This is a genomic window from Sporosarcina sp. G11-34 (assembly GCF_026931025.1).
The window spans coordinates 51,203-64,298 of the sequence record NZ_JAHNZW010000008.1; the positions used below are offsets into that span (position 1 = coordinate 51,203).

Below are 13,096 nucleotides of genomic sequence, written 5' to 3' on the forward strand. Positions count from 1 at the left end.
ATTTATTCCTCCCACGTAATCAGTCCACGGCGTTTAAATCCTGCCATAATCCTGCGTTCAAACATTCGATTAAACCTTGTAATAAGTGCATCTGAGGAGGCCACAGGTACGACAAGTATTGTATGAAGACCTTTTCGATTCCCGCCTAATATATCCGTAAGAAGCTGGTCGCCAATAACGACCACTTCTTCTTTTTTAACTTCCATCATATCCAGTGCTCTAATGAAAGGACTATTCAATGGCTTACGCGCCCTCGAAACAAACGGAATACCTAAAGGTTTACAAAATGCCTCTACACGTTCTGCATGGTTGTTCGAAACTATTGTTACAAGGATCTCAGCTTCTTTCATAGTAGATAACCAATCAATAACTTCTGGTGTTGCTTCTGGACGATCCCACTCGACTAACGTGTTATCCAAATCCGTAATGATTCCTTTAATTCCTTTTTCTTTTAACTTTTCTGGCTTAATACAAAAAATATCTTTCACGTATTCATTTGGTAAAAACTTTTTAAACACGATATCCACTCCGATTTCCGACTGCATTCTAAAAATGATTATAACATAACAACCCAAATTAAACGCACTGTGCAAGATTGACAGGCAATTGAAATAAGGACATCCTTTATCGCTTGTCCGACTTAAAATTCGGTGATACGCCAAGACGCGACCGCATATGCTGTCATACAACGACACAGGAGGTGGCCCAATGAGCGGATTTGTCTTTTCAATTGTTCAACTGTGGCTCGAAGTACCTGCGGTGATCGGCTATATACGTGGTCAGGCTTTTAAACGTCCCCTTTCCAAAGAAGAGGAGGCAGACTGCTTAAACCGACTTGCCGCTGGCGATGAAGATGCAAAGGATGAATTGATTGAGCGCAATATGAGGCTTGTCGCACACATCGTAAAAAAATTCCATCCAAAACATGAGCTACTAGATGATTATATTTCAATTGGAACGATTGGTCTTATGAAAGCAGTAAATAGTTTCACACCTGATCGTAAAACAAAACTTGCAACATACGCAGCAAGATGTATCGAAAATGAAATATTAATGTATTTACGAACGCAGAAAAAGGTTCAAAAAGACGTTTCGCTTTTCGATCCGATTGGTGGCGACAATGATGGCCAGTCGCTTCAGATTTCTGATTTACTACAGACAGATGATGAGCAACCGATCGCGACGATTGAACAAAATGAAAGAAAGGAGAGGTTATATAAGCATCTAGGAAAGCTCGACTCTAGGGAGCTTGAGATTATTCAAAGGCGTTATGGTCTTTTAGATGATAAGCCTATGACCCAAAAAGCAATTGCAGAGCAACTGAACATCTCAAGAAGTTATGTTTCTAGAATAGAAAAGCGAGCAATCGTTAAGCTCTATCAGCTATTTAAACATGAATATAGTAAATAAAGAACCCCTAAAAATACTTGTCATTTATATTCATAAGCCCAGGCTGTATATGTTGAAATAAAGAATCCTCCCCACAACAAGGAGAGAGTGAACTTCCTCTCTCCCCCCTCGGCGCTAGAGAGGGATTGAACTGCATCCCTCTTTTGTCTCATTGCTTCGGCTACCCAGTAGTCGCCTTCGCTGAAGATCATAAGTCCAACCTATATAGACAATAAAGCAAAACACAGGCACCTTATACAAAAAAAATGAAAAGGCGCTTCCGTTTGGGTGTAATCCCAATCATGGAAACGCCTCTTTACAACTTATTATTCTGCATTTACCTCACGCGAGATGATGATTGCAATTACAGTTGCTCCTAAAAATACGCCGGCAGTTAGAGTTAATAACATAGTGAATACCCTCCTTAGACCTTATACGGATTGATATATTCATCTTACCATGAAATCTTTAAATTTTCGATAGAACACGTAATACAATATCTGTAGAATGTCGTGCAGCAACAGGTAAAAATTCTTCAAAACTTATGGATGATTCTTTTCCTGCTATATCTGACAATGCACGGATAACGACAAATGGAACTTCAAATTGGTGGCATACTTGTGCAACCGCAGCCGCTTCCATCTCAGCTGCAATCATTAACGGAAATAGTTCTTTCACTTTACCGACATGTTCCTCATCGCTCATAAACGAATCTCCAGACGCGATAAGCCCTGTTGCATGCGGATGTTCACCAATTTCTTCAACGGCGGCTACAGCTAGACTGACGAGTTTAGGATCCGCTTTGTATGCAGCCGGTTGCCCGGGAACTTGTCCGTGTTCGTAATTGAAAACCGTCACATCCACATCATGATGACGAACTTCGTCTGATATAACGACCGTACCGACTTCAAGTGTTTCTAAGAACCCACCCGCGGATCCCGTATTCAAAACAACTTCCGGTTTAAACGTTTGTAATAAAAGTGTTGTTGCCATCGCTGCATTCACTTTACCAATACCACTTTTTACAAGAACGACTTCATGTTCATTTATTTCACCTTCGATAAATTCACAATTTGCAATTGTACTCATACGTGCAGAGTGAATTTCATTGCGAAGCAATTCAACTTCTTCTTCCATAGCCCCAATTATTGCAATTTTCATAGTAACTCCTCCAAATACTTAATAAGCAAAGTTAAGCGTATTTAATACGTCCACCTTCACAGGTTGCCATCCTTCTCCATTTACCCATTCAATATATACACGGTATTTTTCTGAAGTCTCTTTCGATTCAACAATACCGATAGACTTTTCTGGGCTTCCACCGTTTTTCACTTTCCAAAAGACAAGTGAATCAACCGAATTTCCAGTTGCATAAGCGATTGCTTTTTGCTTTTCAATCCAATCGATAGACTTTCCGTCATAACTGGAAATATGACTACCCGTTTGTTCTGTTTTAATAGGTTGCCATCCCGGATTTACTCTTGTTTCCAATACAACAGCATCTTCAGAAGGCTCAATGATTACTGTGCCCAAATCTTCATTTTCATCGACTTCAGATTCCTGTTCATCTTCCAATGCATTCTCTTTATCTAGATCTGTTTCTTTAGGTATTTCCACTTCATCTTCCGACCCATCGTTTTTACTGTCTAGTTCTTTACTTGTTTCTTTACCGATTTCTTTTTCGTTATCGTTTTTAGACTCGATTAGTTGATCATCATTTACAAGTTCCTTATCATCGTTTCCTGTAAATATTATAGATGCAGTAATTACAATTAAGATAAAAACAGCAGCAATTGAAATATTTAATATAGTATTCATTTGTTTGCGGCCTTTTTTTCGATTACGTCGCGAAAAGTTAGGTTCTTGTTCATTCATAAAATACTCAACTCCCGATTTTTTTTAGTCGGCAATCCAACATCTATATAGACGGGTGGGATAAAGAATTGTTTCCAATAAATAAGAAAAGCGTAAACAATATTAAAACACCTTTCAACTTAACAGAGTAAAAACCGCCCTCTGATGAAGGCGGTACTTAGGTAATTATTTAATTCCAAGAATTGTGACTGTCATATCTCCGCCAGGTGTATTAATTTTTACTTCGTCGCCTTTAGAACGACCAATTAACCCCTTAGCAATTGGAGAATCGTTTGAGATTAAACCTTCCATCGGATTTGCTTCAGCAGAACCTACGATTGTATAGGTCTCTTCATCGCCGTCTGGAAGTTCTTTAAATGTAACCGTTTTCCCAAGAACAACCTCGTCCGTATTTAGTTCATCTTCAGTAATAATTACTGCGTTACGAATCATTCCTTCGAGTGTAGAAATTCTACCTTCTAGAAATGCTTGATCTTCTTTAGCCGAATCATACTCAGAGTTCTCTGAAAGGTCCCCGTAGCTACGCGCAATTTTTATACGTTCTACAATTTCCGGTCGTTTAACAATTTTTAATTGTTCTAACTCTTCTTCCATCTTTTTCTTTCCAGCCATTGTCATTGGGAATTTTTTTTCGTTAATCATATCCACCACTCCTTAAAATACTAATCATAAAAATACTATGTCGCTTTGAACCTCAGTATGCAACATAGCGTACAATTTCTATTGATTTATGTCACCATCATAGTCTAGTTTCGTTCCGTTTTCAAGAATTGTTTTTATTTTCGTAACCATTAGGTCAATTGCGACCTCATTATGGCCACCTTCAGGAATAATAATATCAGCATACCTTTTAGTTGGTTCTATAAACTGATTATGCATTGGACGCACGACAGTCATATACTGATCCACGACAGAATCAATCGACCTACCACGTTCGTTAATATCGCGTAAAATTCGTCGAATGATACGAAGATCCGCGTCTGTATCGACAAATAGTTTAATATCCATCAATTCCCGAAGCTTAACATCCTCAAGAATGAGAATCCCTTCCAAAATGATAACATCTTTTGGCTCAATTACTGTCGTTTCTGCCGAGCGTGTATGCAGTGTGTAATCATACACCGGCTTTTCAACTGATTCCCGATTGAGTAACTTCTGAAGATGATTGATTAGCAATTCATTATCGAATGCCAACGGATGATCGTAATTCGTCTTCAAACGCTCTTCAAAGCTAAGGTTTGACTGATCTTTGTAATAGTAATCCTGCTCGATAACGACGACAGAATGGTCTTTAAACACATCATAAATCGCCCTTGTCACACTTGTCTTGCCAGAACCCGAACCACCTGCAATTCCAATTACGAGGGGTTTATTTGATTCCATGATTGACACTCCCCTACATGGATATTTCAATTAATTGAGATATCCTTTTTTTTACTTTTTGGTCGCTATTAATATTCCATCACCAAAAGGCAACAGTACCGCTTCATAATCAGGATGACTCATAGCCCACTGAGTGAACTCCTTTAGTTTACGAATCATTGTACGATTTCGCTTCGGAACATCTACATCTTCCCGCAGCACCATACCATGCATGAACATGTTATCGCAATAAATAACGCCTCCAGCAGTAAGTGCTGGGGCATACTTCTCGAAAAAACGTTTGTATTGACCTTTTGCCGCATCAATAAATAACGCATCGAATGACTCATTTACAATTTCATCGGTCTCTAACTCCAACGCATCCGCTTCAATAATACGGATGCGTTCTGTGAAGCCACTGCGCTCAATGAATTCGATTGCTTTCATATAGCGCTCTGTATCTCTTTCAATGGTCAATATCGTGGCATTTGGTAAAGTTGTAGCCATTCGAATGGCCGAGTAACCAATCGCACTTCCAACTTCCAAAATGCGACCCGGTTTTTGAATACGCAGTAAACCAAGTAACACGTCAATTGCACGACGGTCCATAATGGGCACATAATGCTCCACTGCATAGTCTTCAATTTCTTTGATAAATGGATCCTGTTCTTTCACAAAACCCGCTAAATAACTATCGTAGGTATTTACTTCCCTCAACTCCTAATGCGTTATAAATCGACTTTAATCGACAATTATTTTCCGTCCAGATATTCCGCTTTGTTTTTTAAATGTTCCTCATAGGTAACCGCATAATGAGGGTTTCCATCTTTTCCTGCAAGGAAAAACAAATACTTTGTTTGTTCGGGATCAAGTACGGCTTTAACGGAAGATTTCCCTGCGTTGGCAATAGGTCCCGGTGGTAATCCTTTATAGATATATGTGTTATATGGATCATCTTTTTTCAAATCCGAATGATAAGTAGTACTCAGATGCTCCTGATGCGCATAAGCAACAGTAGGATCGGTTTGAAGTGGCATTTCTGGGTCCGCCTTCATTCGATTATTAAACACACTCGCAATCACATCTCGCTCAGACTGATCAGTCGCTTCTTTTTCAATAAGTGAAGCAAATGTGAGCAACCAATGCACTGATTTCTCTTTCTCCGCTAAATAAGCTAGATGGGGCTTTATATTTGCAGCCGTTGCATCCAACATCACTTTTACAATTGAAGGAAGTGAAGGATTTTCTTCATAAAAAGGATAAGTTGCCGGGAACAAATAACCTTCCAAAGCGAATTTAATATTCTCGTTTTTAATTTCTTCTGTTAACATACCCGGATACTCTGCAATTAAATTATCAATCGTTGCGTTGTCCGTAACGTAATCCATAAATTCTTTTTCAGGGATACCTGTTCTTTTTTCAACGATAGCTGAAATTTGTTTCAAATTTAAGCCTTCTGGAATTGTCAATGTGAATACAGGTTCTCTATACACCTTTCCAGATTTCAAACTTTGAATCAGTTCGTCGGGCGTCATTGCTTTCGTCAAATTATATGTACCTGCTTGAAATTGCGATTCGTTATTAAACTTCGCATAGTATTTGAAGAGACGCGCATCTTTAATAATCCCTTTTTCTTTAAGTTTCGCCGCTATAGAATCAAGACCCGAACCAATGGGAATTTTAACTTCAATCACTTCTTCGGATTCCGGATCAAGTGCTTTCATTCCCTTAGTGACATAATTAAAAATAAATAAACCACTAATTAGACCAATTATAAGTATCGAAAGCGTAACTATAAGAACGATATTCCGTACTACTTTGACTTCTTTTTTCTTATCAAGCATTCGATTAAACATTACTTCTTTTTTCGATCCATTACCGCTATCCATTTGGGACCCACCTCTTCTGACCTAAATCATCGTGCTTTTAAAAAACGCAATACGAAAAAAGACGAAACGGTTATGCACCGTTCCGTCCGTGCGCCTATTTTTATTCTTCGTCCTCTTCTGCAAGGAATGTATTCAGCATTTCTTCGATCATTTCCCATTCTTCGTCGTCGTCAATCGGCGAAAGTTCGCCGTCTTCGTTTCCTTCAGATGGAATGAATGATGATGCATGAATTTCAATATCTTCATCTTCTACGTCATCTTCACCTAAAACATGGTAAAGGACATATGACTTCTCATATTCCTTCGATTCAAATGTGAAAATTATTTCGCATACATGTTCAACGCCGTTTTCGTCTACAATTGTCATTGTTTCTTGTCCGTGTTCCATTTACACTCACCTCATCTATTTTGTAAATCAAGATACCCTTGAAGTATCATGATTGCTGCCATTTTGTCGATAACAGCCTTTCTTTTCTTACGGCTTACATCCGCGTCAATCAATGTACGTTCGGCTGCCATCGTCGTAAGTCTTTCATCCCATAATGTGACGGGAAGGTTAAACTTTTCTTTAAGAAGATTTGCATAATCCTCCGAAGCCACACCACGGGGGCCAATCGAGTTATTCATGTTTTTCGGATAACCGACAACAAATCCACTTACTTCATATTCAGCAATCAGTTCACGGATTCTAGGTATTCCGAAGTTTCCAGTCGTTTCGTCAATTTTGATTGTCTCAATGCCTTGGGCTGTCCACCCAAGTGCATCACTAATTGCGACACCGACCGTTTTAGAACCAACATCCAATCCCATTGTTCTCAATCAATTTTACCTCCGTTTTCACGGACATAAAACTTTACGAGTTCCTCTAAAATTTCGTCCCGTTCGAGCTTTCGGATCAGATTGCGTGCATCTTCATGGCGAGGAATATAGGCAGGGTCGCCTGAAAGAAGATAACCAACGATTTGATTAATTGGATTATATCCTTTTTCGTCGAGTGCTTTATGCACATGAATCATGACCTGCTTTACTTCCTCTTCCATCGATTCTTCTGGAAAGTTAAACTTCATGGTCTTGTCGTATGAATCCATGACCGACACCCCGCTTTCAATTTTACCGCTTTACTTAGTTGAGTATATAACAACTTTATTATACACGATTAGCGATTTCTTTTAAACAGATTTCACATAATCATACACGGATTGAAGGGCTTCATCAAGTTTCGACACATCTTTCGCTCCGGCCATCGCCATATCTGGACGACCTCCGCCTTTACCATCACATTGAAGCGCTACATGATTGACGATCTTACCCGCATGATAGTTCCCGGATTTCAAATCTTCCGTTACACCAGAGACTAATAAGACCTTTTCATTTGAAGCCGCTCCTAAAACAATAACACCTTTAGACAACTTTTGTTTCATTTCATCCATCATTTGACGTAAACCATTATTATCTTTTACATCCACTCGCGCGGAAATCACTGTGATACCATCGATTTCTTGTGCCGCTTCCATAATTTCTGTTAATTGGCTATTCCCAAGTTTTGAAGCGAGCGATTCGTTTTCACGTTGTAATTCTTTTATATCTGCTAAAACAGAACCAACTTTAGTAACAAGTTCTTTCGGATTGGATTTAAGCAACTCTGCCGCGCTTTCAAGCACTGCTTCTTCTTGTTTGAACGCTAAGTATGCCGCTTGTCCAGTCAATGCTTCAATACGGCGTGTTCCAGCACCGATACCACTTTCCGAAACGAGTTTAAATAGCCCAATCGTCGATGTTGATTTTACATGACACCCACCGCAGAGCTCGATTGAATAGTCATCAATCGACACAACTCGAACGATATCGCCATATTTCTCTCCGAATAACGCCATTGCACCGATTTTTTTTGCCTCATCAATTGGTTTCTCAGAAATATTTACAGAAATATCATCCCAAATTCGTTCATTGACAAGCCGTTCAATTTGTTGAAGCTCTTCTTTTATCACTTGACCAAAATGAGAGAAGTCAAAACGTAAACGATCTGGGCCAACGTAAGATCCCGCTTGGTTTACATGTTCTCCGAGGACCTCTTTCAACGCCTTATGGAGTAAATGTGTAGCTGTATGGTTTCGAACAACAAGCTTTCTCGATTCCTTATTTACTTCAGCATGAACAGTTGAATTGATGCTCATTTCGCCCGAACGAATAACTGCCGAGTGCAAGTTTTGACCGTTTGGTGCCTTTTTAACATCTTTAACGTCTGCAATGAACGATTCGTTAGAGATGGTACCCGTGTCTGCGACTTGCCCACCACTTTCTGCGTAAAACGGTGTGTGGTCTAATATAAACTGGACTTCATCACCTTCTGAAGCAGTTGTTACTTCGTTTCCAGCTTGTAAAAGCGCAAGTACTGTTCCTTCACTTGTAAGAACATCATACCCAACAAATTCACTTTTCACGTGGATATTTCCAAGTACACCGGATTGTACATGCATCGAATCGACATCTTGGCGTGCAGCACGAGCCCTTTGTCTTTGGTTTTCCATTTCTTCATCGAAACCTTTACGATCAACAGTAAAGTTCGCTTCTTCTGCAAATTCTTCTGTTAACTCGAATGGAAATCCGTACGTGTCATACAGACGGAATGCATCTGAACCCGCTACAACTGACGAACCTGCCTTTGTTGCTTTGTCAATTACACTTTTAAACATTGTCATTCCATCGTGAAGCGTTTCATGGAATCGTTCTTCTTCATTTTTTATTACTTTCATAATGAACTCTTGTTTATCACTTACTTCAGGATAGAAGTCTTTCATAATATCGCCCGTTATTGGAACGAGATTGTACATGAACGGCTTGTTTATCCCTAGTTTCATCGCGAAGCGGATTGCTCTGCGCAATAATCTCCTTAAGACGTAACCACGCCCTTCATTCGATGGAAGCGCCCCGTCTCCGATAGCAAATGCAACCGTTCGAATATGATCGGCGATTACTTTGAATGCCATATCTTTTTCTTCGTCCGTTCGATATTTATCACCCGAAATTGTTTCGATCGCACCGATAATCGGCATGAATAAATCTGTGTCAAAGTTTGTTGGAACATCTTGAATAACCGAAGCCATTCGTTCAAGCCCCATACCTGTATCTATATTCTTTTTCGGAAGTGGTGTATATGTGTGATCGGGATTGTGGTTAAATTCCGAGAACACAAGGTTCCAAATTTCAAGATAGCGTTCGTTTTCTCCGCCCGGATACAGTTCAGGATCTGTGAAATCATCGCCATATGTCGGTCCGCGGTCATAGAAAATTTCAGAGTTCGGACCACTTGGGCCTTCTCCTATATCCCAGAAGTTTCCTTCTAATCGAGTAATGCGATGTTCAGGAAGTTGAATTTTGTTCCTCCAAATGGAATAAGCTTCTTCGTCTTCTGGATGAACTGTAACATACAGTAAATCCGGATCGAAATTAATCCATTTTTCGGATGTTAGGAAATCCCATGCATATTCAATTGCTTCTTCTTTGAAATAATCACCGATTGAAAAGTTACCGAGCATTTCAAAAAATGTATGATGGCGAGCTGTTTTTCCGACGTTTTCGATATCATTCGTACGAATGGACTTTTGTGCATTAACGATACGTGGATTATCTGGTACAATGCGACCGTCAAAATACTTTTTCAACGTTGCGACACCGCTATTAATCCATAATAATGATGCATCATCAATTGGAACGAGTGGTGCAGATGGTTCAATACTATGACCATTTACTTTAAAGTACTCTAAATACATTGTACGAATTTCGGATGCTGTTAACTTTTTCATGTGAATTCCTCCTAATATATATAAGTAGCCTGTCGCGTACCCTCGATTATTCGTATGTTCAACATATATAGACAAAAAAATCCCCGCCCCATATAAGGGACGAAGATTTTTATCTCGCGGTACCACCCTAATTACCGGAAAGTGTAAACCCCGGCATCTCTGGTTGCCTTAACGCGGCGGACGGCAGTTTTGAACTGCACTCGGGAGTAGCTTTCGGCACTCTATCTACGGTAGCCCTCTCAGCCTAGGGACTCCTTTCTGTGCAAGTAGAAGTACGTACTTTCTCCGTCAACGTGTTTCATATGATTACATGAATTATAGAAAATTTTAGCGTCGCTGTCAATCGGAAGCCTCAAGATAGGTAAACGGCGTAATACCTTCCATGCCTATTAAAGGATTGATTGCACTAACTGTTTCCGTTGTCAATTCATAAACTATTGGTTTATCATTGCCTGTTTCTGTTACCTGAGCTTCAGCTGGATTGTTTGATTCAAGTGCATCACTTTCCACTGTTCCCGGGACGTTTCCATTTAAACGTTCTTTCAAGGTCGTCTGTCTTGCAAGTTCGTCGGCGCGTGCAATTCCCGCTTTAAACTCCGCGGGCTCGCCGCAAAGAATAAGAAAGTTTTTCGCCCGTGTAATGCCCGTATACAATAGATTTCGTTTCAACATTTTTCGCTGACTTCGCACAATAGGCATAATGACAATCGGAAATTCACTACCTTGGGATTTGTGAATGGAACAACAGTAAGCGAGTGTAATTTGATTTAAATCACTTCGTTCATAATTCACTTCAATCCCGTCGTAAGAAACAACAAGTAATTCTTTCTTATCCACGGTCTCTTTTGCTTTAAAAATCGCAATGACCTCGCCCATATCCCCGTTAAACACGTTGCTTTCGGGTTGATTGACGAGTTGAAGTACTTTATCACCTATCCGGTAAGTTGCGTCACCAAACGTAACTTCTTTCCGTTTCGGACCTGGCGGATTGACCATTTCCTGAATCATTGTATTCAAACTATCAATACCAGCTGGCCCTCTATACATCGGGGCCAAAACTTGAATGTCTTTTATATGATGCCCTTTTGAAATTGCGTTTTTCACGACTTGTTGGACGACTTCGAGTATCCGGTCGCCGCCCGCTTTCACAAAAGAACGGTCGGATGTCTTGTCAATGATCGTATCGGTCCACTCAGATCGTTTAATCATATGGGCCATTTCGATAATTGTTGAACCAGCACTCTGTCTGTAGATTTCGGTGAGTTCAGTGACTGGAATTTTTTTCGAATCGAGCATATCTTTTAACATTTGCCCGGGTCCTACAGAAGGCAACTGATCCTGATCGCCTACGAATAAAATTTGCACATCATTGGGTAAAGCTTTCAGCAACTGATGACCAAGCCATGTATCGACCATAGACATTTCGTCGATAATGACAAGCCTTGCTTCGATTTCACGTTCCGTTTCCTCTTCCTTTTCTTGGCCAGTAAACCCAAGAAGCCGATGAATAGTCATCGCCGGAAGTCCGGTTGATTCAGACATTCGTTTAGCGGCTCGTCCAGTAGGTGCCGCTAAAACAATTGGAAACTTTTCATGCTTTTTCGCGTATTCCGCAGGGTCAAGTGACAAGCCGTGCAGTTCCGCATAGACTTCAACAAATCCGCGTATAACTGTCGTCTTCCCAGTTCCAGGACCTCCAGTGAGAATCATCGCGGGCGAATGGAGCGCGGTTTCAATTCCCGCCACTTGGGTTTCCGCATAATTCACTTCAAGTCGTTCTTCAACTTCACCTATCGCTTTTCTAATTTCAGACACTGGAAATTGTTCATCTAATTCGTTCTCTAAAATCCGATTAATTTTCGTAGCGAACCCGATTTCAGAAAAGTAAAGAGATGGGATATATAATCGACGTCCTTCTCCCGCTAGCTTACTTTCTTCAACAAGTTTAATAATCGATTCTGAAATACTACTAAACGGTATATCGATTGGTTGACTCATTTCTAAAAGACGCTTCACCTCTGGAAGTACATACTCACCTTCTAAATATACATGCCCTTCTGATTGTACAGATTGGTTCATCGTATGAAGAACGGCAGCTTCTATTCTGGACGGATGGTCACCCGTTAGTCCTAGCTTTTTTCCGAGTTCATCTGCTGTTTGAAATCCAACGCCTTCGATTGCTTCTATAAGCCGATATGGGTTTTCTGTCAAAAGCCTCAAGGCATCTTCTCGATAAGTTTGATAAATTCGCATAGCAATTTGCGGACCGAATCCCCATTCATTCAACTGGATAATCGTCCGCTCAAGTCCCATGTTTTCTTCAAGTACTGTGACAATTGTTTCTTTTCTTTCGTCTGAAAGTCTTGGTACTTTATCAAGAACAGATCGATCATCTAGTATCTTTTTAATGGCATCCGTTCCAAGAACCTTGACGATTGAGTCCGCTGTTTTCATACCAATTCCAGGAAATAAGTCCCCCGATAAATAATGGACAAGTCCGGTTTCTGTTGCAGGCATTTCTTTCGCAAACGTATGAACGTCAAACTGTGCACCATATGTTGGATGATTCACAAGTCGCCCCGTAAATTTATACTCTTCATCAGGGGTCAGTTGCGGAAAATTCCCTTTGACGATAATTTCTTTTTCTTCATAACCACTGTTTGTTTTACTTACTTTCAGTTTAACAATTGTAAAAAGGTTGTCGGGATTATGGAAGATTGTTACAACAGGTCTTCCGAGTAGAAATATCTCTTCTTGTCCTCCCACACCCAACACCTC

Annotated in this window: 13 protein-coding genes; 1 reads left to right on the plus strand and 12 read right to left on the minus strand. The window is 40.1% G+C overall.

All coding sequences use genetic code 11. The features are described 5' to 3' along the window. Positions 1-2 precede the first annotated feature (2 nt). The gene (locus KSU66_RS12945) at positions 3-521 is read right to left on the minus strand and encodes a YqeG family HAD IIIA-type phosphatase (protein ID WP_269052046.1); all 519 of its coding nucleotides are present in this window, start codon (positions 519-521) and stop codon (positions 3-5) included. 187 nt (positions 522-708) lie between these two features. Between KSU66_RS12945 and sigK the strand changes: the two genes are divergently transcribed. After that, positions 709-1,410: an RNA polymerase sporulation sigma factor SigK gene (gene sigK / locus KSU66_RS12950; RefSeq protein ID WP_269051883.1), complete on the plus strand. Its 702-nt coding sequence runs from the start codon at positions 709-711 to the stop codon at positions 1,408-1,410. A gap of 447 nt (positions 1,411-1,857) precedes the next feature. On the opposite strand, the gene mtnN is transcribed toward sigK, so the two are convergent. The 11 genes from mtnN to recD2 all read right to left on the minus strand — a co-directional run bounded on the left by mtnN (position 1,858) and on the right by recD2 (position 13,084). Further along, complete coding sequence (gene mtnN / locus KSU66_RS12955) at positions 1,858-2,550, minus strand: 5'-methylthioadenosine/S-adenosylhomocysteine nucleosidase (RefSeq protein ID WP_269051884.1); 693 nt, start codon at positions 2,548-2,550, stop codon at positions 1,858-1,860. 18 nt (positions 2,551-2,568) lie between these two features. Further along, positions 2,569-3,264: a YrrS family protein gene (locus KSU66_RS12960; protein ID WP_269051885.1), complete on the minus strand. Its 696-nt coding sequence runs from the start codon at positions 3,262-3,264 to the stop codon at positions 2,569-2,571. 165 nt (positions 3,265-3,429) lie between these two features. Beyond that, positions 3,430-3,906 (minus strand): transcription elongation factor GreA, encoded by a 477-nt coding sequence (gene greA, locus KSU66_RS12965; RefSeq protein ID WP_269051886.1) that lies wholly within the window; start codon positions 3,904-3,906, stop codon positions 3,430-3,432. A gap of 78 nt (positions 3,907-3,984) precedes the next feature. Continuing rightward, positions 3,985-4,647, minus strand: a complete 663-nt coding sequence (gene udk, locus KSU66_RS12970) for a uridine kinase (RefSeq protein WP_269051887.1) — start codon at positions 4,645-4,647, stop codon at positions 3,985-3,987. A 51-nt stretch (positions 4,648-4,698) separates the two neighbouring features. Next, a complete protein-coding gene (locus KSU66_RS12975) occupies positions 4,699-5,301 on the minus strand; it encodes an O-methyltransferase (RefSeq protein ID WP_269051888.1) in 603 nt (200 codons plus the stop codon). Between the two features lie 77 nt (positions 5,302-5,378). After that, a complete protein-coding gene (mltG, locus tag KSU66_RS12980) occupies positions 5,379-6,515 on the minus strand; it encodes an endolytic transglycosylase MltG (RefSeq protein WP_269051889.1) in 1,137 nt (378 codons plus the stop codon). Between the two features lie 100 nt (positions 6,516-6,615). Further along, the gene (locus tag KSU66_RS12985) at positions 6,616-6,903 is read right to left on the minus strand and encodes a DUF1292 domain-containing protein (RefSeq protein WP_269051890.1); all 288 of its coding nucleotides are present in this window, start codon (positions 6,901-6,903) and stop codon (positions 6,616-6,618) included. A gap of 11 nt (positions 6,904-6,914) precedes the next feature. Further along, positions 6,915-7,334 (minus strand): Holliday junction resolvase RuvX, encoded by a 420-nt coding sequence (ruvX, locus tag KSU66_RS12990; protein WP_269051891.1) that lies wholly within the window; start codon positions 7,332-7,334, stop codon positions 6,915-6,917. Beyond that, on the minus strand, positions 7,331-7,603 hold the full coding sequence (locus tag KSU66_RS12995) for an IreB family regulatory phosphoprotein (protein ID WP_269051892.1): 273 nt from the start codon (positions 7,601-7,603) through the stop codon (positions 7,331-7,333). The genes ruvX and KSU66_RS12995 overlap by 4 nt, the downstream gene beginning before the upstream one ends. 81 nt (positions 7,604-7,684) lie before the next feature. Continuing rightward, positions 7,685-10,318: an alanine--tRNA ligase gene (gene alaS, locus KSU66_RS13000; protein ID WP_269051893.1), complete on the minus strand. Its 2,634-nt coding sequence runs from the start codon at positions 10,316-10,318 to the stop codon at positions 7,685-7,687. 339 nt (positions 10,319-10,657) lie between these two features. Beyond that, on the minus strand, positions 10,658-13,084 hold the full coding sequence (gene recD2 / locus KSU66_RS13005) for an SF1B family DNA helicase RecD2 (RefSeq protein WP_269051894.1): 2,427 nt from the start codon (positions 13,082-13,084) through the stop codon (positions 10,658-10,660). Positions 13,085-13,096: the final 12 nt, after the last annotated feature.